Below are 20,820 nucleotides of genomic sequence, written 5' to 3'. Positions count from 1 at the left end.
CCGAACAGATTCGCCGATATCAGGCCCGTTGGGAATCCGACAGGCTGCTAGAGCAAACCCCGATCGGATGGGATCATCCGATCGGGGTTTGCTCGATCAAACAACAGGCTAGAGCGCGGTCCGTGAGCCAGGTCGAACGGACCGCGCTCTAGCTGCCGCTCAACCGCCCGACGACCCCGCCGACGGCGAGCCCCAGCGCCAGGTCGAGCACCACGAAGGCCGCCGCCATCCCGCCCGCGATGCGCAGCGCGCTCCGGGCCGCGAACCATTCGAGCCAGAGCGCGTAGCCGACCCCCGCCAGCCCCAGCCCATGCGCCAGCAGCGGCGGCAGGCCGAGCTTGCCCGGCAGGGAGAGCGCCAGCAGCACCAGGTACTGCACGACATTCGTCCAGTTCCAGGCGGCGACGAAGCGTGGCCAGTCCGTCCCTCGCCCCGCGGCCTCGGCCAGCGGCAGGGAGAGCAGGGCGAAGCCTACCCAGGCGCAGGCATAGCCGACCAGCTCCGCGACCAGCCCACGCAGCAGGCCGAGCTCCGGCCCGCCATCCCCGGCCCAGGCCAGGAGGCGGAGCGCGAGGAAGGCCGGCAGGCAGATCGCCGCCGCCCAGAAGCTGCGTCCGGCGCCGGCGGCGGAGCCCTCCATCAGCAGCAGCCCATCCACCCGCCCGCGGGCGAGCAGCAGGGCGCCGCGCAGCCCGGCCTCGATCACCAGGCGGAGCGGGACGGGGCGGGGCGGATCGGTCAGCCGAGGCTCTCCTCGAGCACGGCGCGATAGAGCGAGGCCAGGTCGCGCAGCTCCGCGACCGGCACGCATTCATCGGCCTTGTGCATGGTGCTGCCGACGCCGCCGAGCTCGGCCACGGGGCAGAAGCGGGCGAGGAAGCGCGCATCGGAGGTGCCGCCGCCGGTATCGAGCGCGGGCGTCTCGCCGGTCTGCCGCTCGACCGCCCGCTTCAGCGCATCGACAAAGGGGCCGGGCTGCGTCACGAAGCTCTCGCCGGAGCAGTCGATGCGCATCTCATAACGCGCCTCCTCCGCCCGCAGCGCGGCGTGCAGGTGCTCGGTGAGGCTCGCGCTCGTATGCCGGTCGTTGAAGCGGATGTTGAGCATCGCCCGCGCCTCGCCGGGGATGACGTTGTTCGCCGCATTGCCGACATCGAAGCCGGTGATCTGCAAGGTCGTCGGCTCGAAGAACGCGCTGCCCGCATCGAGCGGCTCCGCCGTCAGCCGGTGCACCACGCGGACCAGGCGGTGGATGGGGTTGTCCGCGCGCTGCGGGTAGGCGCTGTGGCCCTGCGTCCCGAACAGCGTGATGTAAGCGGTCATGCTGCCGCGCCGCCCAACCTTGACGATGTCGCCGAGCCGCGCCCGCGAGGTCGGCTCGCCGACCAGCGCCATGTCCGGGATCTCGCCCCGTGCCGCGAGCCAGTCGAGCACGCGCACCGTGCCGTCCTTCGCGGGCCCCTCCTCATCGCCGGTGATGAGCAGGCTGATGCTGCCCGGCGGATTGGGGTTGGCCGCGAGATAGTCGGCGAGGCCGGCGACGAAGGCGGCGATCCCGCCCTTCATGTCGCAGGCGCCGCGGCCGTAGAGCACGCCGTCCCGCACCGACGCCGCGAAGGGATCGTCGGTCCAGCCTCCCGCGCCGGGCGGCACCACATCGGTATGCCCGGCATAGCAGAAATGCGGCCCCTCCGTGCCGCGGCGGGCGAAGAGGTTCTCCGTCTCGCCGAAGCGCAGCCGGTAGCAGATGAAGCCGAGCGGGCGCAGCGCCGCCTCCAGCACGCCGAGCGCGCCGGCATCGGCGGGCGTCACGCTCGGGCAGCGGATCAGCGCCTGGGCGAGCGGCAGCGGGTCGGCCGGGGCGTTGCGCACGGGCCTAATCGCGCAGCAACTCGTTGATGCTGGTCTTGGCCCGCGTCTGCGCATCGACGCGCTTGACGATGACGGCGCAGTAGAGCGAGGGCCCGGGCGAGCCGTCCGGCAGCGGCCTGCCGGGCAGGCTGCCGGGAACGACCACCGAATAAGCCGGCACGCGGCCGACATGCACCTCGCCCGTCGCGCGGTCGATGATCTTGGTCGAGGCGCCGAGGAAGACGCCCATGGAGAGCACCGCGCCGCGTTCGACGATGACTCCCTCGGCGACCTCCGAGCGGGCGCCGACGAAGCAGTCATCCTCGATGATGACGGGGTTGGCCTGCAGCGGCTCCAGCACGCCGCCGATGCCGACGCCGCCCGAGAGGTGGCAATTCTTGCCGATCTGCGCGCAGGAGCCGACGGTCGCCCAGGTGTCGACCATGGTGTTGCGGTCGACATGGGCGCCGACATTGACGAAGCTCGGCATCAGCACGACGCCCGGCGCGATATAGGCCGACTTGCGGACGACGGCGCCGGGGACGGCGCGGAAGCCCGCCTCCTTGAAGCGGTTCGGCCCCCAATCGGCGAATTTCAGCGGCACCTTGTCATAGGCGCCGGCGGCGGTGTCCATCGGCGCCGAATCGGTGAGGCGGAAGGAGAGCAGCACCGCCTGCTTCAGCCACTGGTTCACCCGCCAGCCGCCCTGCCCGTCGGGCTCGGCGACGCGGGCCGTGCCGGCATCGAGCGCCTCGAGCGCCGCCATGACCACGTCGCGATCCTCCCCGCGGGTCGCCGAGGAGACGGTGTCGCGGCGCTCCCAGAGGGATTCGATCGGGGCCTGGAGGGCGGAGAGGGTCATCGGCGGGGTCCCTGGGAGGAAGGCGGGCGGACCATGCCGATGCGGGCCGGCCGATGTCAACGCGGGCCGGCCTTAACCCGGCATTCAGCCGCGGCGGGGCATCCTGTGGCGCATGCACCCGGCCGCTCCTGCCCCCCTGCTCGCTCCCACCGGACTTCCCGGCGCCCTGCTCGAATCGCGGCAGCGCTGGCAGGATTTTGCCGGCCTCGCCGCCGACCTCGCCTTCGAGACGGATGCGGAGGGGCGGCTCACCTTCCTCTGGCCGGAGCGGCTGCTGGGGCTGCCCGTGGCATCGCTGCTCGGGCAGCCGGCCCGCCAGCTGCTGCTGCATCCGGAGCCCGATCCCTTCCTCACCCGCCAGCCGATGCACGGGCTGCAAGCCTGGTTCGGCCGGCGGGAGGCGGAGGCCGCCTGCTTCACCCTCAGCCTGGTGCCGCTCCTCGATGCGGCCGGCGGCTTTGCCGGGCTGCGCGGCATCGGCCGCGACATCACCGCCAAGCTGCAGGACATGGAGACGCAGGCAACCGCCCTGCGCCGCGCCAAGGCGCTGGAGACCCTGGTGCGCCGCGTGCGCCGCCAGGTGCTGGCGCCGCGCATGCTGGCCTCCACGCTGGAGGCGTTGGGTCCGGCTCTCGGCTGCGCCAGCGCCGCGGTGCTGGAGATCGGCGCGAAGGGCCAGCTGCGGGCGCTCCACCGGCATGGCGCCGAGCCCACCCCGCTCTTCGCGGCGCTCGCCCCGCTGCTGGAGACGGTGGTGCCGGCCTTCGGCACCGGTCCCGCCGGCGAGCCCCTGGCGCTGCTGCCGCATCCGCACCGCATGCTGCCGCGCCACGCCCTGCTCGCCTGGCGCCCGGCCGGGGCGCGGCCCTTCGACAAGGATGACGAGCACCTGCTGGCCGCCGCCGCCGACCTGCTCTTCGTCGCCCTCGGCAACCAGGTGCTGCAGCATGAGCTCGAGCTCCAGGCGCGGACCGATGCGCTGACCGGCCTGCTCAACCGCCACGCCTTCCTCGATGACCTCAACCGCCGGCTGGACCGGCTGGCCATGGCGCCGGAGGCGGCGGAGCGCGGCGCCGTCCTCTTCCTCGACCTCGACAATTTCAAGCCGCTGAACGACCGCATGGGCCATGAGGCGGGCGATGCGGCACTGGTCGCGGTGAGCCGGATGCTGCGCGACATCGTGCGCCCGACCGACCTGGTGGCCCGCCTCGGCGGCGATGAGTTCGCCATCTGGCTGGACGGCGCGGACAGGGCGGCCGCCGCCATGCGGGCCGAGGCGATCTGCCGCACCGCGCTCACCGTGCTGCCCGGCCTGCTGCCCGACTTCACCCTGCCGCTGACCTTCAGCATCGGCATCGCCATGCGGGCGACCGATGGCGCCGACACGCCCGACGGCCTCATCGCCCGGGCGGATACCGCCATGTATGCGGCCAAGCGGCAGGGACGGAACGGCTGGCGCCTGGCGGACGGGAGGAGGGAGGGGTGATGTCTGTCGAATCGTGTTTCGATGAGGCCAAGCGCCTCGCGCGGGACGGGGCCGAGGTCGAGCGGATGACGCTCGCTGCCCTGCCCGGCACGCAGGCGGAGCTGCTCTACTACCTCGCCGACGATGGCAGCCCTGCGGTGCGCGGCGCGATTGCCGGCAATGCCAGGACGCCGGTCCAGGCGGACCGGCTGCTGGCTGGCGATGCCGACCCGGCGGTGCGGGCCGCGCTCGGGCGCAAATTGGCGCCGCGCGCCGCCGCCCTCGCCATCGCCGAGGACAGGCTGGGCGCCATCGCCTGGCAGGCGCTGTGCCGGCTCGCCGAGGATGCCGCGGCGCAGGTCCGCGCCGTCATCGCCGAGGAGCTGAAGGCGATGCCGGATGCCCCGCATGCCCTCATCCTCCGCCTCGCCGCCGACGCGGCGATGGAGGTGGCGGAGCCGGTGATCCGCCTCTCCCCCATGCTGAGCGAGGCGGATCTGCTCGCGCTGGTCGCCGCGCCGCCGGTGCCGGACACGCTGGCCGCGGTGGCTCGCCGGCCGGCGCTGAGCGAGAGCCTCTCCGACGCCATCGCGGCATCGGCGAACGAGGCGGACATCGGCGCCCTGCTCGCCAACCCCTCGGCTGCCATCCGCGAGCGCACGCTGGACGGGCTGATCGTCCAGGCCGCCACGCGCATCCCCTGGCAGGAGAGCCTGGTGCACCCGCCCTTCCCCGCCGCCGCGGGCGCAGCGGGCCTTCGCCCTCTGCGTGGCCGACCATCTGCTGGAGGCCCTAGCCGGCCGGCCGGATCTTGCGCCTGGCCTCGCCTGGCGGCTGCAGGACCGGGTCGAGGTCCGGCTGGTCGAGGGGGCTGCGAACCCCCCGGCCAGTACCCTCCTCGAGGCGGCGGCCCGACGCGGCGACCAGGCGGCCATGGCCCGGCTGCTGTCGCAGGAAGCCTCCGTGACGCTGGAGGCGGTGGAGGAGGCCGTGCGACTGCGCAGCGCCCGGGCCCTGGTCAGCCTCTGCTGGCAGGCAGGGTTCGGCCCGCGCTGCGCCCTGCTGGCCCAGAGCGTGCTCGGCCAGCTCGCCCCCGGCGCGGCGCTGCTGCCGGGGCCGGATGGCGAATGGCCGCTCTCGGCCGCGGAGATGCATTGGCAGATCGAGCCGCTGGCCGAGCCGACGGCCCGGGCATGACCCGCCCGGAGCCGGACGCTACGGCTTGATCAGCGTCCCGGCCCCGCCATCGGTGAAGAGCTCGCGCAGCACCGCATGGGGCACGCGGCCGTCGAGGATGACGGCGGCCTTCACCCCGCGCTCGATGGCGTAGATGCAGGTCTCGACCTTCGGGATCATGCCGGCGGAGATCCAGCCGGCGGCGATGCCGGCCTGCACCTCGGCCACCGTCATCTCGGGGATGAGCTGCCGGTCGGGGCCGAGCACGCCGCGCACATCAGTCAGCATCAGCAGCCGCTCGGCGCCGAGCGCGCCGGCGATCGCGCCCGCCACGGTATCGGCGTTGATGTTGTAGGTCTGCCCATCCTCGCCGACGCCGACCGGGGCGACGACGGGCACGATGTCGGCGCCGATCAGCAGCCGCAGCACGCGGGTATCGACCGAGGCGGGCTCGCCGACGAAGCCGAGGTCGAGCACCTGCTCGAGATGGGAGCCGGGGTCGCGCACCGTCCGCAGGAGCTTCCGCGCGGTGACCAGCCCGCCATCCTTGCCGGAGATGCCGACCGCCAAGGCGCCTGCCCGGGTGATCGCCTCCGCCACCTGCTTGTTGACCGGCCCGGCAAGGACCATCTCGACCACGTCGAGCATGGCCTCGTCGGTCACCCTGAGGCCCTGGATGAAGGTGGACTGGACGTTCAGCCGCTTCAGCATGGCGTTGATCTGCGGCCCGCCGCCATGCACGACGACGGGATTCACGCCCACCTGCTCCAGCAGCGCGATGTCGCGCCCGAAGCGCAGCGCCGTCTCCTCCTCGCCCATGGCGTGGCCGCCATACTTCACGACGACGATCTGGTCGTCGTAGCGCTTGAGGAAGGGCAGGGCGCCGGCCAGGGTCTTCATCGGGTCGAAGGCGTCATCGGTCATCGGCCGGGGCTCTCCGGTGCGGGCGGCCGGGCTGTAGGGGCGCGCGTGCGGCCGGTCAAGCGGTGCGGGCGAGGGAGGCCATCTCGGCCCGCAGCTCCGGGATCCCCTCCCCGGTCCGGCTGCTGGTGACGAGCACCAGCGGGTGGCCGGCGGTCTCCTTGCGGGCCAGTTCCTCGGCCTCGGCGAGGCGCTGCTTCAGCCACCAGGGCTTGGCGTCGTCGGCCTTGGTGAGGACGATCTGGAAGGGCACGGCCGCCTCAGTCAGCAGGCTCATCGCCGCCCGGTCGCCGGCCTTGGTCTCGATCCGGGCATCGAGCAGCAGCAGGACGCGGCGCAAGGTCGGCCGGCCGCGCAGGAAGTCGAACATCAAGCCCTGCCAGTCGGCCTTCACGCTCTTGGCGGCCTGGGCATAGCCGTAGCCGGGCATGTCCACGAGCGTCAGCTGGTCGCCGAGATTGAAGAAATTCAGCTGCTTGGTCCGCCCCGGCGTGTGCGAGACGCGGGCCAGCGCATTCTGCCCGGCCAGCGCATTCACCAGCGAGGACTTGCCGACATTGGAGCGGCCGCAGAAGGCGATCTCCGGCCCCTCGGCGGGCGGCAGCTGGTCGATCTTCTGCGAGGCGTAGAAGAAGGTGCAGGGCTTGGCGAAGAGCAGCCGCCCGGCCTCGATCAGCGCGGCCCGTTCCGCCTCGGTCCGCGCCTCGCTGAGGCCGCCGGCCAGGATGGCGGCATTGGCGGGGAGCGCGTGCTCCGCCATCAGCCCTTCTTCGCCACGGCCGGCACGGCGAGGCCCGGCTTGCTGCCGCCCCGCTTCGCCTCCAGCGACATGATGTAGCGCTGCTGCAGGATGGAGAGCAGGTTGTTCCAGGACCAGTAGATGACGAGGCCGGCCGGGAAGCTCGCCAGCATGAAGGTGAAGATCACCGGCATCCACTGGAAGATCTTGGCCTGGATCGGGTCCGGCGGCTGCGGGTTCAGCTTCTGCTGGAAGTACATGGTCGCGCCCATGATCAGCGCCCAGGCCGGCATGTGCAGGTAGTGCGTCAGCTGCATCGGGTCGTAGGGAAGCAGCCCGAACAGGTTGAACAGGTTGGTTGGGTCGGGCGCCGAGAGGTCCCTGATCCAGCCGAAGAAGGGCGCGTGCCGCATCTCGATGGTGACGAAGAGGACCTTGTAGAGCGCGAAGAAGACCGGGATCTGGATGAGGATGGGCAGGCAGCCGGAGGCCGGGTTGATCTTCTCGGTCCGGTAGAGCGCCATCATCTCGGCCTGGGCCTTGGCCGGATCCTCCTTATGCCGCTCGCGGATCTCCTGCATCTTCGGGCCGAGGATCTTCATCCGGCTCATCGACTTGTAGGCCTTGTTGGCCAGCGGGAAGAAGGCCGCCTTCAGCGCCAGGGTGAAGACCAGGATGGCGACGCCGAAATTCCCGAAGATCGTGAACAGCCAGTCGATGGCGTAGAAGAACGGCTTGGTCAGGAAGTAGAACCAGCCGAAATCCACCGCCTTGTCGAAATCCGGGATGCCGAGCCGGTCGCCGTAGGAATCCAGCAGCCGCACCTCCTTGGCGCCGGCGAAGAGGCGGATGCCGTTGGCGGCGGTGGCGCCGGGCGCCACGCTTTGCGGCGCGGCCGGGGCGAAGTCCACCTGCCAGCGATCCTCCGGCCCGCGCGGCCCGGGATCGGTGGTGTGGCGATAGGCGGCGCGGTAGCGCTGCGCCGGGTCGACCGGCGAGAGGGCGGTCAGCCAGTACTTGTCGGTGATGCCGGCCCAGCCGGCGCCGGTCTCCTGCTCGAGTGCGGTGCCGTTGCGCTTGGCCGCCTCGCTCTTGGCGTTGCTGTAGGTCTCCTCCCGCAGGCGGCCGTCGAGCACGCCGACGAAGCCCTCGTGCAGGATGTAGAAGCCCTGGGTCGGCGGCGTGCTCTCGCGGCGGATGCGCGACCAGGGCAGCACCTGCACCGGCTCGCCGCCGTTGTTCCGCACGCGCTGCTCGGCGGTGAGCATGTAGTTCTCGTCGAGCGCGAGCGCGATCTCGAAGACCTGGCCCCCGCCATTGTCCCAGCGCAGCGTCACCGGCGAGGCGGGCGAGAGCGCGCTGCCCTCGGCTGTCCAGTCGGTGTCGTTGGTGGGGACGCGGGTGCGACCATCGGCCGCCGTCCAGCCCCATTGCGCGTAGTAGGGCGCGCCGCCCTCGCGGGGCGCCAGCAGGCGGACGAGCGGGGAGTTCCGGTCAACCGTCTCGTGGTAGCCGCGCAGTACGAGGTCATCGAGCCGGGCGCCGCGGAGCGAGAGCGTTCCCTGCACGCGCAGCCCCTCGACCGGCAGGCGCGCGGCGGGCGAGGTCGGCGTGCCGGCGGCGGGCGAGGCATCGGTCGGGGCGCCGAGCGGCCCGGCCGGGCCGGGGGTCGGGGCCGGCTGCTGCACCGCGGCCGCCTGCTGCTGCTGGGCGCGCTGCGCCTCCCGCGCCGGGCGGTTGAAGGCATCGAATGCCAGCAGGATGCCGATCGAGATGGCGATCGCCACGAAGAGGCGCTTCTGGTCCATGGAAAAGCTTCAGCCTTTCGGCAGGGTCGGGGGCGGCACCGGGTCGTAGCCGCCCGGATGCCAGGGGTTGCAGCGGAGGATGCGCCCCGAGGCCATCCAGGCGCCGCGCAGCGCGCCATGGCTGCGGAGCGCCTCCAGGGCGTAGTCGCTGCAGGAGGGGTAGAACCGGCAATTGCAGCCGAGGATGGGCCGCAAGGTCCATTGATAGGCGAGGACGGCGCCGCGCAGCGCCGTGCCGGCGGCGCTCATTCGGGCAGCACCCCGGCCTGGCGAAGCGCGCCCCGCAGGTCGGACAGCAGCTTGTCCCAGGGCCGGGTGCCGGTCCCGTCGCGGGCGATGAGCACTAGGTCCCAGCCCGTCGGCGGCGCCTCGCCCAGGGTCAGCCGCGCCGCCTCCCGTAGCCGGCGCTTGGCGCGGTTGCGGACGACGGCGTTGCCGATCTTCTTGGTGGCGGTGAAGCCGAGGCGCAGCGCCCCCTCGGGCTGCGGCAGGGCCTGCAGCACCAGGGAGGGGCGCGCGGCCTTCCGGCCCCGGCCTGCGACCCGGAGGAATTCGCGGCGCCTGGTCAGCCGGGGAAGGCGGCCCGGCATGCGGAATTCCCCCCGCGGCCCGTCAGGCGCTGAGCTTGGCGCGGCCCTTGGCGCGGCGGTTGGCCAGCACCTTGCGGCCGCCGACGGTCGCCATGCGGGTGCGGAAGCCATGACGGCGCTTCCGGACGAGCTTGGAGGGCTGGTAGGTACGCTTCACGATCGATCTCCGAGATGGCTGCCCGCCTTGACGCGGACGGCCGGCGGCCCTTGCGGCTGGGCCCCGGCGAAGGCGGGCAGGTATAGGGATGGGATGGGGGCGCCGTCAATCGCGGGAGGCTGTCTGGCGCTACGCGGCCGGGTGGCGTAACCCGCGCGCCGAGGCCTTAACGCTGCTGGGATGGGGATGCGCATGCCGGATTTCGACGTGGTGGTCATCGGCGCCGGCGCGGCCGGGCTTTCGGTCGCGTCGATCTCGGCCGGGCTCGGCCTCCGGGTCGCGCTGATCGAGCGCGGCCGGATGGGCGGCGACTGCCTCAATTACGGCTGCGTCCCCTCCAAGGCGCTGCTCGCCGCCGCCCATGCCGCCGCCTCGGCGCGGGGGGCAGCGCGCTTCGGCATCCGCCTGCCGCCGCCCGAGATCGACTGGGCCGGCGTGCGCGCCCATGTGCACGGCGCCATCGCCCGCATCGCGCCGAATGACAGCACAGCCCGCTTCCGCGGCATGGGCGTCGAGGTGATCGAGGCCTCGGCGCATTTTACCGCACCCGACACGATCGAGGCCGGCGGGCGGCCGCTGACCTTCCGCCGCGCCGTCATCGCCGCCGGCAGCAGCGCGGTGGTGCCGGACCTGCCCGGCCTCGATGGCGTGCCCTGGCTCACCAACGAGACGCTGTTCGACCTGGAGGAGCCGCCAGGCCACCTGCTGATCCTCGGCGGCGGGCCGATCGGGCTCGAGATGGCGCAGGCCCATGCCCGGCTCGGCTGCCTCGTCACCGTCATCGAGCGGGGGCCGCGCATCGCCAGCCGCGAGGACCCCGAGCTGGCGGAGGGCCTCAAGGCCGCGCTCGTCCGCGACGGCGTCGAATTCCGCGAGGGATCGAAGGTCGCGCGGGTCGAGCAGCTGGAGCCGGACAGCCGCGCTGCCCAGGCCGGCGTCGTCGCCGTGCTGGAAGATGGCAGCCGCATCGCCGGGACGCATCTCCTGCTCGCGGTCGGGCGGGCGCCACGCCTTGCGGGGCTCGACCTGGTGACGGCCGGGGTCGAGGCCGGGCCGCGCGGGATCGTGACCGGGGCCGACCTGCGCTCGGTCTCCAACAAGCGGGTCTGGGCGGTGGGCGACATCGCCGATCCGCAGGGCATCGGCCCGCGTGCCTTCACCCATGTGGCGAGCCAGCATGCCGGCATCCTGGTCCGGTCCATGATGTTCCGCCTGCCCTTCACCAAGGTGAGCTACGCCGCCCTCCCCCGCGTCACCTACACCGACCCCGAGCTGGCCCAGGTCGGCCTGACCGAGGCGGAGGCGCGCGAGGCGGGCCACGAGGAGCTCTCGATCCTCCGCTGGCCGGTCGCCGAGAACGACCGGGCGGTGGCGGAGGCGCTGACGGATGGCCTGGTGAAGCTGGTGGTCGGCCAGGGCGGCAAGCTGCTCGGCGCCGGGGTGCTGGCGCCGCATGCGGGGGAGATGGCGGGTATGTTCGGGCTGATGATCGGCCGGAAGCTGCCGCTCTCGGCGCTGGCCGGCATGGTCCTCCCCTACCCCACCCTGGCCGAATCGGCGAAGCGGGCCGCCGGGGATTATTACGCGCCGAAGCTTCTCTCACCCTTCACGAAACGTCTCGTCGGCTTGCTGAAACATCTGCCTTAGGCATTCATGCCGGCAACGGGGCAACAGGAGCTCTCACCCATGAATCAGGTTCTCGCAGGGCGCACCGCGCTCGTCACCGGCAGCACCAGCGGCATCGGCCTCGGCATCGCCAAGATCTATGCCGAAGCCGGGGCGCGCGTGATGCTGAACGGCTTCGGCAAGCCGGAGGAGATCGCCCGCGCCCGGGCGGAGATCGGCGCGCTCCAGGGCGGCGGCGACGCGCCCTACTCGGCGGCCGACCTCTCGAAGCCCGAGGCAGTGCGGCAGATGGTCGCCGAGGCCGAGGCGGCGCTCGGGCAGGTCGACATCCTGGTGAACAATGCCGGCATCCAGTTCGTCGCCCCGATCGACGAATTCCCGGACGACAAGTTCGACGCCATCATCGCCATCAACTTCGCCTCCAATTTCCACGCCATCAAGGCGGCGCTGCCGGGGATGAAGGCGCGCAACTGGGGCCGGATCGTCAACATCGCCTCGGCGCACGGGCTCGTCGCCTCGCCCAACAAGGTCGCCTATGTCTCGGCGAAGCATGCCGTGGTCGGCATGACCAAGACCGTGGCGCTCGAGGTCGCCAAGCTGCCGATCACTTGCAACGCCATCTGCCCCGGCTTCGTCCGCACGCCGCTGGCGGAGGCGCAGGTCGGCCCGCTGGCCAAGCAGCACGGCGTCTCGGAGCAGCAGGCGCTCGAGGAGTTCCTGCTCGACAAGCAGCCCTCCAAGCGCTGGATCGAGGTGGAGGAGGTGGCGCAGATGGCGCTCTACCTCGTCGGGCCCGGCAGCGGCGGGGTGAATGGCGCGGCGCTGTCCATCGATGGCGGCTGGCTGGCGGCCTGATGGACGAGGAGGCTCCCGCAGCGGTACCGACGCCGGCGGTCGCCAAGCCGCCGGCGCCCAAGAAGATCAACCTGGCGCTGCAGGGCGGCGGCACGCATGGCGCCTTCACCTGGGGCGTGCTGGACCGGCTGCTGGAGGATGAGCGGCTGGTGATCGACGGCGTCTCCGGCACCTCGGCCGGGGCGATCAATGCCGCGGTGCTGGTGCAGGGCCTGGCGGATGGCGGGCGGCTGGGGGCGATCACCGCCCTCGACCGCATGTGGCGCGACGTGGCGGCGCGGCTCGCCGTCAGCCCGCTGCGCAACACGCCCTTCGAGAAGGCCCTCTGGGGCTACGACCTCACCTACTCCGTCGCCTACCAGGCCTTCGAGACGCTGACCCGCGTCTTCTCGCCCTACCAGTTCAACCCTTTCCCGATGGAGTTCAACCCGCTGCGGCAGGTGCTGGACGACAACCTCGACTGGCGCCGGCTGCGCACCGACCCGAAGGCCGTCCGCCTCTTTGTCTCGGCGACCAATGTGCGGACGGGCAAGCCGCGGGTCTTCACCCGGGCGGAAATCAGCACGGATGTCGTGCTGGCCTCGGCCTGCCTGCCGAATGTCTTCCGCGCCGTGGAGATCGACGGCGAGGCCTTCTGGGATGGCGGCTATGTCGGCAACCCGGCGCTTTGGCCGCTCTACTACGAGCGCGGCGCGCCCGACATCGTGCTAGTGCAGATCAACGCCATCATGCGGGCCGAGCTGCCGACCAGCGCCACCGACATCATGAACCGGCTGAACGAGATCAACTTCAACGCCTCGCTGATGGCGGAGATGCGAGCGATCGACTTCGTCCAGCGCCTGCTCGATTCCGGCCGGCTGGAGCAGCCGCGCTACCGCCGCATCTTCCTCCACGTCATCGAGGACGAAGAGCGGATGCGGGAGTTCAAGCTCTCGACCAAGCTGAACGGCGATTGGGAATTCCTGCAGATCCTCCGCCGCTACGGGCGGGAGGCGGCGGACCGGTTCCTGGCGCAGCATTTCGGGACGCTCGGCAAGGAGAGCACGCTCGACATCCAGCGCTACCTCTGAGGCTGGAGGAGGATGATGCGGGGCGGCTGCCCGCGCCGCACGGCGACGATCGCCACCTGCCGGAAGCGCCGGCCGAGCACGGCGATGCGGCGCGGATCGCCGGCCAGCAGCAGGTGGCGTTCCTCCCAGCCCTTGGCGCCGCCATTGCCCTCGGCCTGCGGCAGGCGCCGCGCCGCTTGGCGCAGCCGGGCGAGCATGCGGTCGTTCCAGCCGCGCGGCATCCTCCGGCTGAAGGGGTTCCAGGCGGTGACGAAGGCGCCCTCCCGCGCGCCCTGGCGCCGCAGCAGGGCATCGACCGCGGCGCTGTGCCGGCCGATGCGGGCGCGGGCGCCGTCGGCCTCGTAGGTGGTGCGGCGATAGGCGGCGATCAGGCCGGAGGTCATGCGAGCTGGAAGAGCATGGCCTTCAGGTAGGCACTCTCCGGCAACAGGGGATGCACCGGGTGGTCGGGCCCCGCCCCGCCCTGGAAGAGCAGGCGCCCTTCCCGCCGCGCCCGCCCGATGCCCCAGATCACCGCATCGGCGAACTCGCCCGGTGCGACATGATGGCTGCAGCTGGCGATGAACAGGAACCCGCCCGGCGCCACCAGCCCCGCCGCCAGCCGGGCCAGCTTGCCATAGGCCCGCAGCGCCGCCGGCTGGTCCTTTCGGCTCTTGGCGAAGGCCGGCGGATCGGCGACCACCATGTCGAAGCGCGTGCCCGCCTGGCCCATCCGCTCCAGCGCCTCCATTGCCTCGCCCCGCTCGGCCGTGACACGCGCCGCGAGCCCGTTCTCCGCCGCGCTCGCCATGGCGAGGTCGAGGGCATGGGCGCTACGATCGAGCAAGGTCACCTGCGTGGCGCCGGCCGCGGCGGCGCTGAGGCCGAAGCCGCCGGTATGGCAGAAGGCATCCAGCATCGTCCCGCCGGCGGCGAGACGCGCGACGCGGGCGCGGTGCTCGCGCTGGTCGAAGAACCAGCCCGTCTTCTGCCCGCCGAGCAGGTCGACGGCGAAGCGCAGGCCGCCCTCCTCGGCATGGACCGGACCGGCCTCGCCGAGCAGCAGCCGCGTCTCCTGCGGCAGCCCCTCGAGCCCGCGCACCGAGGCGTCGTTGCGGGCGACGATGAGGCGTGGGTCCAGCAGGCCCTGCAGCGCCTCGACCAGCGCCGGCGTCAGCGCCTCCATCCCCGCCGTATTGGCCTGGAGCGCCAGCACATCGCCATAGCGGTCGATGACGAGGCCCGGCAGCCCATCCGCCTCGGCATGGACCAGGCGGTAATGCGGCGCGTCGAACAGCCGCTCCCGCAGCGCGAGCGCCGCGCCGAGCCGGCCGCGCAGCCAGGCGGCATCAATCGCCGCCTCCGGGTCGCGGTCCAGCCGGCGCGCGGCGATCAGGCTGTGCGGGTTGAACAGCCAGGTGCCCTGGCGCTGGCCGTCATCCCCCTCCAGCCGCACCACGGCGCCGGGCGGCAGCGCCTTGGCTGCCGGCCTCATGGCGATCTCGTTGGAGAAGGCCCAGGGGTGGCCGGTTTTGACCCGGCGGTCGCGGCCGGGCAGCAGGCGGATCAGCGGATGCGGCATGAGGCGGCGGACCATGCCGCCATGCCGGGCGCAAGTCCATGCGGTTCGCCGCCGGGGGCGCCCATGAATCTCACCGGATGGTGCCTTCGCCCAGCCACCCGCACATCGCCGTCACGACTCCGCATCGGCGTTGCTTTCCCGGCCGCCGTCACTGCGATGTCGAAGGGCGCAGGGACGGATGCCGGCCGCCCGAGCCCGGGCGGCAGGGCCGGTCCCGCCGCACTGGGAGGCCATCATGGAAGTCTCGAATTTCGAGTTGCTGCTGAAGCCGCAATCGCCCGCGACCCCGAGCGGGACCATGGCGGTGGACCGCGTCCTGCAGGGATACTTCCTCGAGATCACCAATCTCGAGCCCGTGCCGCTGCGCTACGCCCTGGAGTTCGTCATCTTCCCGCCGCCGGCGGGCACGCCGGACCAGGAGTTCCGCAGCCTCGCCGGCAACACCCTCTGCATCGTCGACACCGGCGGCACGGACAACCGCTTCGGCACGCTGAACGGGTCCCTGGCCTCCAGCGTCTTTACGCCGCGCTTCCCGGTGCCGAGCCCGTCGCCCTTCCCCGCGGCCGGCGACCGGCTGATCACGGTGCCCGCCCGCGGCACCGCCCTCGTCGCGGTGCTACCGAGCGCCTTCGGCGTCATCGATCCGATCGAGATGACGCCCTTGACCATGCCGAAATTCGAGGTGCGGGGCTTCGTCCGCATCCGGCTGCCGCCGGTCTTCCGCAGCACCTTTCCCTTCTTCACCCGGCAGCTCGACCGCCCGGCCAGGACGCTGCTGACGCCGCAGAACCGCGCCACCTTCCTCACCGCCGGCAACGCCATCTCCGACCAGACGCAGACCGGCCTGCCGCTGGCCAGCGGCAAGGCGCTCAACGAGATCGTCCCGGAGGCGGGGTTCGTCTTCCCGGTCGCCGCCGGCATCCGCGACGAGGGCCGGGCGATGCTCGCCGGTGAGTACCTGCAGAACATCCCGGCCGAACTCCAGGCGGAGATGCTGGCCCTGCTGCTGGCGCGGCTGCCCGAGGATGCGGACCTGCCGGAGCTCAACCGTTCGCTTGCGGCGCTCGAGATTCCGCATACGGTGGAGCGCCGCAAGAAGGCAGCGCAGGCGCGATAGCCCGAGGCTTGCCGGGCGGGGGAATGGCCTTCGCCATGCACATCGCCCGGGACTTGCCGAGCCTCCGCGACGCCCTCGCCGGGCTCGGCCCCGCCGCCCTGGTGCCGACCATGGGGGCGCTGCATGCCGGTCACCTGTCCCTGTTGGCGGCGGCGCGGCAGGCGGCGGGGCCGGGCGGCGCCGTCATCGCCTCGATCTTCGTCAACCCGCTGCAATTCGGGCCGGGCGAGGATTTCGCCCGCTACCCGCGGCAGGAGGAGGCGGATCTGGCGCTGCTGCGCGAGGCTGGCTGCGACCTCGCCTGGCTGCCCGGCGTCGAGGGGATGTATCCGCCGGGCCGGGCAACGACGATCCAGGTCGAGGGCCCGGCCGAGGGCTGGGAAGGCGCGGCGCGGCCCGGCCATTTCCGCGGGGTCGCCACGGTCTGCGCCAAGCTCTTCCTCCAGACGAGCGCGAGCTTCGCGGCCTTCGGCGAGAAGGACTGGCAGCAGCTCCAGGTGATCCGGCGGATGGTACGCGACCTCGACCTGCCGGTGCAGATCATCCCCTGCCCGACGCTGCGCGAGGCGGATGGCCTTGCCATGTCCTCCCGCAACCGCTTCCTCGACCCGGAGGCGCGGGCCCGGGCCGCGGCGCTGCCGGGCGCGATGCGGGCGGCCATCGGGGCGATGGCGCGCGGCACCTCGCCCGCCGCGGCGCTCGCCGCAGCGCGTGCCGGGCTGGCGGCGGCCGGCCTTGCCCTCGATTATCTCGCCCTGGTGGAGCCGGACAGCCTGCGCGAGGTGCCGGCGCCGCCCGGCCGGCTGATCGCCGCCGCGCGGCTCGGCGGCGTGCGGCTCCTCGACAGCATGGCGGCCTGAGCATAGCCGAGCGCCGTCAGGCCCAGCATGGCGAGCGAGATGGGCGCCTCGTTCAGCCGGATCGGGCCGAGGCGCGGCGCCAGTTCGGGGAATTCGTCCTCGATGCCGCGCGTCCCCGGATAGGCGAAGGCCGAGAGCTGCGCGCCGAAGAACAGCGCCGGGCCCAGCGCCGCCCCGCGCGCATCGCCCCGCCGCAGCGCCCGCCACCCAAGCGCGCCGAGCAGTAGGCCGAAGCTGATCGTCATCGCGTCATGGAAGCGCGCATGCGGCAGCCAGCGCGGGTTGAGGAGATGCGTGCGGTTCCAGTCGATGACGAGGCCGTTCAGCGCCGTCGCCAGGTTGAGCGCGGCCAGCAGCCGCCCGCCGCGCATCAGCCGAGCAGCCAGCGCAGCGAGCGCCGCAGCGCCGTGGTGCCGTACCGCTCGAACCAGCGGCCATGGGCGAAGATCACCCGGTCCGGCTCCAAGGCCAGCAGCCGCTCCGCCGCCCGCGCCGCCGCGCGGTGCCGCCAGCGGATGATGGCGCGTAGATAGGGCGGCGGCATCCCGTCCGGCGCCGTCACGCCGAAGCTCCGCGCCACCGGCCGCAGCAGCGCCGGCAGGCGCTCCGCCTCCAGGTTCAGGACCAGGTCGGTCAGCACCAGCGTCCGGCTCGGCTCGTGGAAGACGGCGACCTCGTGGAAGCCGAGCCCGCCCGGCACGGTGACGAGGGTGATGGCGCCGCCCCAGTCCGCCGGCGCGCCCGGAGGCAGGTCCCGGTCGAGCCGCACCTGGCTGCGCCGCACCTGGCCGCGCTGGCGGAGGCCCGGTGCCGCCCAGGTCACCGCCTCGGGAAAGGCGCGCTGCCAGCCCTCGAGGAAGGTCCAATGGGCGATGTTCGGCGCCACCAGGTGCCGCACCGGGCCGAGCGCGGCGAGCGCCGCGCCGAGCCCGGGCGAGAAGGCCGTCGGCGAATGCAGCAGCAGGCCGCCATCCGGCAGGCGCAGCACGGTCATCCGCACCGGAAGTTGCGTGCCGAGCGGGCCCTCCATCAGGCTGTCGACGATGTGGACGCCCTCCGCCACCGGCTTCGGCACCTCGAGCGGCGGGTAGCCGGGCGGCGCCTCGGTGCCGAGCAGGCGCGGGCCGCTTTCCGCCCGGTCCTCGCTGAGCGCGACCACAGCAAGCTCGGTGAGGCCGAGGCCGATGAGCAGCGCCCTCGCCCCGCCCGGCTGCCGCCGCATGACGAGCCCGGCGCCGAGCAGCGCCGCCCCACCCAGCGCATCGAGTCCCAGATGCTGCCGCATGGTGAGGCGGGGCTGCAGCCCCACCTCGTAATCCGTCACCGCCGAATAGGCGGTGTGATAGGCCCCAGCCGCGCCGAGCAGCCCCCGCACCGGCGGCGGCAGCGCGCGCGAGGCGGCGAGGCCACCCAGCATCGCCGCCACGCCGTAATCGATCAGTCCGTGCAGCCGGGTCGGGATCAGCATGGCCCGGTCAGTAGAACCAGTAGCCAGTCGCTTCGTAATTCGCCGTCGCCTGCGCGGCGAGGGCGTACCAGTCGACCGGCGCCTCGGCGACGGGCGCGGGCTCCGCCGCAGGCGGCGGGGCTGCCGCCACGGGCAACGGGGCTGCCGGCGCGGCCGCAGGCGGCGTACCGCCGAGCGGCACGTAGTCGACCTCCGTCACCGTCAGCACCGTGTCCGGGCTGTTGTTGAACAGGCCGATGACGTTGTTCATCCCGCCATGGTCGTAGTCGCGCGGCACGTATTCGCGGTCGACCGCGGTCACCTGGCCGTCGACCAGCCAGGTGAGCTGCCCCGGCTCCCAGACCAGCTGGTAGTCATGGAACACGCCGCCCTTGATGCCGTCGTGGAAGTGCACGCGGATGGCGTCCTCGCCGTTGTTGTTCCAGTGCAGGGTCGCGTATTGCCGCCCGCTGCCGTCATTGGCGACCTCGGCGAGGTTGATCTCCTGCCCGGGCCAGTTGTTGTCGCCCGGCCAGAGGATGAGGGCGGAGCCCGGCATCGTGCCGTCGAACTTGGCGGTCATGGTGTAGGTGCCGTAGCCATGGCCGGAGGTGACGGCCAGGGCCGGCTCCATCAGCCCAGCATTGCCGGTCAGGGTCACCTGACCGGGGACGGAGTAGTCGGCACCCCAATTATCTGTCAGCGCCCCATGGCGGTTGTCGAAGCTCTCGTGGAAGGGCACGTCGGTTTCGATGTCGGTCGTTGCCATGGGCGGTCCTGATCCCGGTTCTGCCGTTCGCGTCGTTGCTGGCTTTCGCCTCCAACGCGCAGGAACCGGAAGGGTGCCCCCGTAGCAGGCGGAACGAAGGCGGGCGGCTACATCCGCCTCAGCCAGACCTGCTCGATCGCATGGCCGCGCCCCTTGCGCAGCACGAGGCGCGCGCGGTGCCGCGTCGGCTGGATGTTCTCGCGGAGGTTCGGCAGGTTGATGCTGCGCCAGATGCCGCGCGCCACCTCCCTCGCCTCCTCGAGCGGCAGGTCGCGGTAGTGGTGGAAGTAGCTGTCGGGGTTGGGGAAGGCGACCTTCTGCAGCAGCAGGAAGCGCTCGATGTACCAGGCCTCGATCTCGCCGATGGCGGCGTCGAGATAGACCGAGAAGTCGAAATAGTCGGAGGCGACGACCGGCGCGCCGGCGGCGTGCTGCAGCACGTTCAGTCCCTCGAAGATGACGATGTCCGGCCGCCGCAGCACCTGCATCTCGCCGGGGATGATGTCGTATCTCAGATGCGAGTAGACCGGCGCCGCCACCTCCGGTGCGCCCGCCTTCAGCGCGTTGAGGAAGGCGAGCATGCGCTTCAGGTCGTAGCTCTCGGGGAAGCCCTTGCGCCGCATCAGCCCGCGCTCCTCCAGCACCCGGGTCGGGTGGAGGAAGCCGTCCGTCGTCACCAGCTCGACGCGCGGATGGTCCGGCCAGCGGGCGAGGATGGCGCGCAGCACGCGGGCGAGCGTGCTCTTCCCCACGGCGACGCTGCCGGCGATGCCGATGATGTAGGGCGGCGGCGCCGCCTGGTGGCCAAGGAAGGCATCCTGCGCCATGGCGAGCCGCCGCGCCGCCCGCACCTGGAGGTTCAGCAGGCGCGACAGCGGCAGGTAGATCTCCTGCACATCGGCGAGTGAGACGGTCTCGTTGAGGCCCTTCAGCCCGGCGATGTCGCTGCGCGTCAGGGAGAGCGGCGTGCTGGCCCGGAGCGCCGCCCAGGCGGCACGGTCGAAGACCCGGTAGGCGGGTTCGGCAAGGGGCGGGTCCTCGGGCGGCGGCGCGGCGTCCATGACGATCATCGTGTCATGAGGTTGCGAATCCGGCCAGGGCACGAACCTCGGCGGGGCTGCGCCCGGCCTCCCGCAGGGCGCGGAGGCTCGGCGCCCCCTCCCGCTTGGCGAGGCGCCGCCCGGCGGCATCGGTCAGCAGCCGGTGATGCGCATAGCACGGCGCCGGCCAGCCTAGCAGCGCCTGGAGCAGGCGATGCAGATGCGTCGCCGGCCTGAGGTCCTCCCCGCGGGTGACGAGGGTGACGCCCTGCAGCGCATCGTCATGCGTGACGCAGAGATGGTAGCTCGCCGGCACCTCCTTCCGCGCCAGCACCGCATCCCCGAACGGCGCCGGGTCGCAGCGGATCCTCCCCTCCCCCGCCTCCTCGAAGGAGAGGCCGGCCGGCGCCAGCGCCAGCGCCGCCGCCATGTCGAGCCGCAGCGCATGGGGCTCCCCCGCCGCCATCCGCGCCGCCCGCGCCTCGGGCGGGAGGCGCCGGCAGGTTCCCGGATAGGGCGGCCCGTCCGGCCCATGCGGCGCCTGGCCGGCCGCCGCCACCTCCCGCGCGATGTCCGCCCTGGTGCAGAAGCAGGGATAGAGCAGGCCCCGCGCCGCGAGCCGGTCGAGCGCCGCCCGGTACTCGGCCATGTGCCGCGACTGCACCCTGACCTCGCCGTCCCAGTCGAGGCCGAGCCAGGCCAGGTCCTCGAGGAGGGCGGCGGTGAATTCCGGCCGGCAGCGCGTGGCGTCGATATCCTCGACCCGGAGCAGGAACCGCCCGCCGGCCCGGCGCGCTGCGCCCCAGGCCGCAAGCGCGGCATGGGCATGGCCGAGATGCAGCAGCCCGGTCGGGCTCGGCGCGAAGCGGGTGGTGACAGGCATGGCCCGCCGGGGTAGCGGCTCGG

General features: G+C 72.5%; 24 protein-coding genes. 7 read left to right on the top strand and 17 right to left on the bottom strand.

Annotation, left to right across the window (positions count from 1 at the left end; all coding sequences use genetic code 11):
- Positions 1 to 148 precede the first annotated feature (148 nt).
- The 3 genes from AC5JJ1_RS08720 to dapD are packed head-to-tail and all read right to left on the bottom strand — an operon-like array spanning position 149 to position 2,713.
- Positions 149 to 706 carry a hypothetical protein gene (locus tag AC5JJ1_RS08720; protein ID WP_495784719.1) on the bottom strand — a complete coding sequence of 186 codons (558 nt, stop codon included), beginning with the start codon at positions 704 to 706 and terminating at the stop codon, positions 149 to 151.
- A 32-nt stretch (positions 707 to 738) separates the two neighbouring features.
- The gene (dapE, locus tag AC5JJ1_RS08715) at positions 739 to 1,872 is read right to left on the bottom strand and encodes a succinyl-diaminopimelate desuccinylase (RefSeq protein ID WP_495784718.1); all 1,134 of its coding nucleotides are present in this window, start codon (positions 1,870 to 1,872) and stop codon (positions 739 to 741) included.
- Positions 1,873 to 1,876: 4 nt separating this feature from the next.
- On the bottom strand, positions 1,877 to 2,713 hold the full coding sequence (gene dapD / locus AC5JJ1_RS08710) for a 2,3,4,5-tetrahydropyridine-2,6-dicarboxylate N-succinyltransferase (RefSeq protein WP_495784717.1): 837 nt from the start codon (positions 2,711 to 2,713) through the stop codon (positions 1,877 to 1,879).
- A 112-nt stretch (positions 2,714 to 2,825) separates the two neighbouring features.
- Here dapD and AC5JJ1_RS08705 point away from each other — a divergent pair, with 112 nt between their 5' ends.
- Positions 2,826 to 4,199 (top strand): diguanylate cyclase domain-containing protein, encoded by a 1,374-nt coding sequence (locus AC5JJ1_RS08705; protein ID WP_495784716.1) that lies wholly within the window; start codon positions 2,826 to 2,828, stop codon positions 4,197 to 4,199.
- Positions 4,200 to 4,308: 109 nt separating this feature from the next.
- Here AC5JJ1_RS08705 and AC5JJ1_RS08700 read toward each other — a convergent pair whose 3' ends face one another.
- On the bottom strand, positions 4,309 to 4,794 hold the full coding sequence (locus AC5JJ1_RS08700) for a hypothetical protein (protein ID WP_495784721.1): 486 nt from the start codon (positions 4,792 to 4,794) through the stop codon (positions 4,309 to 4,311).
- Between AC5JJ1_RS08700 and AC5JJ1_RS08695 the strand changes: the two genes are divergently transcribed.
- Positions 4,676 to 5,404, top strand: coding sequence for a DUF2336 domain-containing protein (locus AC5JJ1_RS08695; RefSeq protein ID WP_495784720.1), 729 nt, complete (start codon positions 4,676 to 4,678; stop codon positions 5,402 to 5,404). The genes AC5JJ1_RS08700 and AC5JJ1_RS08695 overlap by 119 nt on opposite strands.
- Here AC5JJ1_RS08695 and argB read toward each other — a convergent pair.
- From argB to rpmH, 6 genes are read right to left on the bottom strand one after another with little or no spacing between them, the layout of a single operon-like run.
- Positions 5,394 to 6,278 carry an acetylglutamate kinase gene (gene argB, locus AC5JJ1_RS08690; protein WP_495784715.1) on the bottom strand — a complete coding sequence of 295 codons (885 nt, stop codon included), beginning with the start codon at positions 6,276 to 6,278 and terminating at the stop codon, positions 5,394 to 5,396. The genes AC5JJ1_RS08695 and argB overlap by 11 nt on opposite strands.
- A gap of 55 nt (positions 6,279 to 6,333) precedes the next feature.
- Entirely contained in the window at positions 6,334 to 7,035 is a 702-nt protein-coding gene (gene yihA, locus AC5JJ1_RS08685; RefSeq protein ID WP_495784714.1) for a ribosome biogenesis GTP-binding protein YihA/YsxC, read from the bottom strand.
- Positions 7,035 to 8,822: a membrane protein insertase YidC gene (yidC, locus tag AC5JJ1_RS08680; protein ID WP_495784713.1), complete on the bottom strand. Its 1,788-nt coding sequence runs from the start codon at positions 8,820 to 8,822 to the stop codon at positions 7,035 to 7,037. Before yidC ends, yihA begins: the two co-directional genes overlap by 1 nt.
- A 9-nt stretch (positions 8,823 to 8,831) precedes the next feature.
- Positions 8,832 to 9,071: a membrane protein insertion efficiency factor YidD gene (gene yidD / locus AC5JJ1_RS08675; protein ID WP_495784712.1), complete on the bottom strand. Its 240-nt coding sequence runs from the start codon at positions 9,069 to 9,071 to the stop codon at positions 8,832 to 8,834.
- Positions 9,068 to 9,412 carry a ribonuclease P protein component gene (rnpA, locus tag AC5JJ1_RS08670; protein ID WP_495784711.1) on the bottom strand — a complete coding sequence of 115 codons (345 nt, stop codon included), beginning with the start codon at positions 9,410 to 9,412 and terminating at the stop codon, positions 9,068 to 9,070. The genes yidD and rnpA overlap by 4 nt, the downstream gene beginning before the upstream one ends.
- A gap of 22 nt (positions 9,413 to 9,434) precedes the next feature.
- Complete coding sequence (gene rpmH / locus AC5JJ1_RS08665) at positions 9,435 to 9,569, bottom strand: 50S ribosomal protein L34 (RefSeq protein WP_305106871.1); 135 nt, start codon at positions 9,567 to 9,569, stop codon at positions 9,435 to 9,437.
- Positions 9,570 to 9,761: 192 nt separating this feature from the next.
- On the opposite strand from rpmH, the gene AC5JJ1_RS08660 reads away from it, so the two are divergent.
- Genes AC5JJ1_RS08660 through AC5JJ1_RS08650 form a run of 3 tightly spaced genes read left to right on the top strand, consistent with a single transcriptional unit; the run spans position 9,762 to position 13,120 of the window.
- Positions 9,762 to 11,216 (top strand): dihydrolipoyl dehydrogenase family protein, encoded by a 1,455-nt coding sequence (locus AC5JJ1_RS08660; RefSeq protein ID WP_495784710.1) that lies wholly within the window; start codon positions 9,762 to 9,764, stop codon positions 11,214 to 11,216.
- 39 nt (positions 11,217 to 11,255) lie between these two features.
- Positions 11,256 to 12,050, top strand: coding sequence for a 3-hydroxybutyrate dehydrogenase (locus AC5JJ1_RS08655; protein WP_495784709.1), 795 nt, complete (start codon positions 11,256 to 11,258; stop codon positions 12,048 to 12,050).
- Positions 12,050 to 13,120: a patatin-like phospholipase family protein gene (locus tag AC5JJ1_RS08650; protein ID WP_495784708.1), complete on the top strand. Its 1,071-nt coding sequence runs from the start codon at positions 12,050 to 12,052 to the stop codon at positions 13,118 to 13,120. The genes AC5JJ1_RS08655 and AC5JJ1_RS08650 overlap by 1 nt, the downstream gene beginning before the upstream one ends.
- On the opposite strand, the gene AC5JJ1_RS08645 is transcribed toward AC5JJ1_RS08650, so the two are convergent.
- Positions 13,111 to 13,503 (bottom strand): DUF3293 domain-containing protein, encoded by a 393-nt coding sequence (locus AC5JJ1_RS08645; RefSeq protein ID WP_495784707.1) that lies wholly within the window; start codon positions 13,501 to 13,503, stop codon positions 13,111 to 13,113. The genes AC5JJ1_RS08650 and AC5JJ1_RS08645 overlap by 10 nt on opposite strands.
- Positions 13,500 to 14,696, bottom strand: coding sequence for a class I SAM-dependent rRNA methyltransferase (locus AC5JJ1_RS08640; protein WP_495784706.1), 1,197 nt, complete (start codon positions 14,694 to 14,696; stop codon positions 13,500 to 13,502). Before AC5JJ1_RS08640 ends, AC5JJ1_RS08645 begins: the two co-directional genes overlap by 4 nt.
- 220 nt (positions 14,697 to 14,916) lie before the next feature.
- On the opposite strand from AC5JJ1_RS08640, the gene AC5JJ1_RS08635 reads away from it, so the two are divergent.
- Complete coding sequence (locus AC5JJ1_RS08635; RefSeq protein WP_495784705.1) at positions 14,917 to 15,798, top strand: hypothetical protein; 882 nt, start codon at positions 14,917 to 14,919, stop codon at positions 15,796 to 15,798.
- 35 nt (positions 15,799 to 15,833) lie between these two features.
- Positions 15,834 to 16,658, top strand: coding sequence for a pantoate--beta-alanine ligase (panC, locus tag AC5JJ1_RS08630; RefSeq protein WP_495784704.1), 825 nt, complete (start codon positions 15,834 to 15,836; stop codon positions 16,656 to 16,658).
- Here panC and AC5JJ1_RS08625 read toward each other — a convergent pair.
- The 5 genes from AC5JJ1_RS08625 to gluQRS form a co-directional block, all read right to left on the bottom strand.
- Positions 16,544 to 17,029: a DUF6640 family protein gene (locus AC5JJ1_RS08625; protein ID WP_495784703.1), complete on the bottom strand. Its 486-nt coding sequence runs from the start codon at positions 17,027 to 17,029 to the stop codon at positions 16,544 to 16,546. The genes panC and AC5JJ1_RS08625 overlap by 115 nt on opposite strands.
- Positions 17,029 to 18,126, bottom strand: coding sequence for a DUF4336 domain-containing protein (locus AC5JJ1_RS08620; protein ID WP_495784702.1), 1,098 nt, complete (start codon positions 18,124 to 18,126; stop codon positions 17,029 to 17,031). Before AC5JJ1_RS08620 ends, AC5JJ1_RS08625 begins: the two co-directional genes overlap by 1 nt.
- Before the next feature lie 7 nt (positions 18,127 to 18,133).
- Positions 18,134 to 18,874 carry a family 16 glycosylhydrolase gene (locus AC5JJ1_RS08615; RefSeq protein WP_495784701.1) on the bottom strand — a complete coding sequence of 247 codons (741 nt, stop codon included), beginning with the start codon at positions 18,872 to 18,874 and terminating at the stop codon, positions 18,134 to 18,136.
- A 107-nt stretch (positions 18,875 to 18,981) separates the two neighbouring features.
- The gene (coaA, locus tag AC5JJ1_RS08610) at positions 18,982 to 19,944 is read right to left on the bottom strand and encodes a type I pantothenate kinase (RefSeq protein ID WP_495784700.1); all 963 of its coding nucleotides are present in this window, start codon (positions 19,942 to 19,944) and stop codon (positions 18,982 to 18,984) included.
- Positions 19,945 to 19,948: 4 nt separating this feature from the next.
- Positions 19,949 to 20,797: a tRNA glutamyl-Q(34) synthetase GluQRS gene (gene gluQRS, locus AC5JJ1_RS08605; protein ID WP_495784699.1), complete on the bottom strand. Its 849-nt coding sequence runs from the start codon at positions 20,795 to 20,797 to the stop codon at positions 19,949 to 19,951.
- Positions 20,798 to 20,820 lie beyond the last annotated feature (23 nt).

The sequence above is a fragment of the Belnapia sp. genome (assembly GCF_059504005.1).
This window is presented reverse-complemented; position numbering and strand designations above follow the sequence as displayed.

Bases quoted from the DNA above. Each gene is read 5' to 3' on its own strand.
- AC5JJ1_RS08660 (WP_495784710.1), top strand. From the start codon at position 9,762: ATGCCGGATTTCGACGTGGTGGTCATCGGCGCCGGCGCGGCCGGGCTT.
- AC5JJ1_RS08615 (WP_495784701.1), bottom strand. From the start codon at position 18,874: ATGGCAACGACCGACATCGAAACCGACGTGCCCTTCCACGAGAGCTTC.
- rnpA (WP_495784711.1), bottom strand. From the start codon at position 9,412: ATGCCGGGCCGCCTTCCCCGGCTGACCAGGCGCCGCGAATTCCTCCGG.
- panC (WP_495784704.1), top strand. From the start codon at position 15,834: ATGCACATCGCCCGGGACTTGCCGAGCCTCCGCGACGCCCTCGCCGGG.
- argB (WP_495784715.1), bottom strand. From the start codon at position 6,278: ATGACCGATGACGCCTTCGACCCGATGAAGACCCTGGCCGGCGCCCTG.
- yidC (WP_495784713.1), bottom strand. From the start codon at position 8,822: ATGGACCAGAAGCGCCTCTTCGTGGCGATCGCCATCTCGATCGGCATC.
- AC5JJ1_RS08705 (WP_495784716.1), top strand. From the start codon at position 2,826: ATGCACCCGGCCGCTCCTGCCCCCCTGCTCGCTCCCACCGGACTTCCC.
- gluQRS (WP_495784699.1), bottom strand. From the start codon at position 20,797: ATGCCTGTCACCACCCGCTTCGCGCCGAGCCCGACCGGGCTGCTGCAT.
- AC5JJ1_RS08640 (WP_495784706.1), bottom strand. From the start codon at position 14,696: ATGGTCCGCCGCCTCATGCCGCATCCGCTGATCCGCCTGCTGCCCGGC.
- AC5JJ1_RS08645 (WP_495784707.1), bottom strand. From the start codon at position 13,503: ATGACCTCCGGCCTGATCGCCGCCTATCGCCGCACCACCTACGAGGCC.
- AC5JJ1_RS08625 (WP_495784703.1), bottom strand. From the start codon at position 17,029: ATGCGCGGCGGGCGGCTGCTGGCCGCGCTCAACCTGGCGACGGCGCTG.
- AC5JJ1_RS08700 (WP_495784721.1), bottom strand. From the start codon at position 4,794: ATGTCCGCCTCGTTCGCCGATGCCGCGATGGCGTCGGAGAGGCTCTCG.
- yihA (WP_495784714.1), bottom strand. From the start codon at position 7,035: ATGGCGGAGCACGCGCTCCCCGCCAATGCCGCCATCCTGGCCGGCGGC.
- coaA (WP_495784700.1), bottom strand. From the start codon at position 19,944: ATGATCGTCATGGACGCCGCGCCGCCGCCCGAGGACCCGCCCCTTGCC.
- dapD (WP_495784717.1), bottom strand. From the start codon at position 2,713: ATGACCCTCTCCGCCCTCCAGGCCCCGATCGAATCCCTCTGGGAGCGC.
- AC5JJ1_RS08655 (WP_495784709.1), top strand. From the start codon at position 11,256: ATGAATCAGGTTCTCGCAGGGCGCACCGCGCTCGTCACCGGCAGCACC.
- AC5JJ1_RS08650 (WP_495784708.1), top strand. From the start codon at position 12,050: ATGGACGAGGAGGCTCCCGCAGCGGTACCGACGCCGGCGGTCGCCAAG.
- yidD (WP_495784712.1), bottom strand. From the start codon at position 9,071: ATGAGCGCCGCCGGCACGGCGCTGCGCGGCGCCGTCCTCGCCTATCAA.
- AC5JJ1_RS08635 (WP_495784705.1), top strand. From the start codon at position 14,917: ATGGAAGTCTCGAATTTCGAGTTGCTGCTGAAGCCGCAATCGCCCGCG.
- AC5JJ1_RS08620 (WP_495784702.1), bottom strand. From the start codon at position 18,126: ATGCTGATCCCGACCCGGCTGCACGGACTGATCGATTACGGCGTGGCG.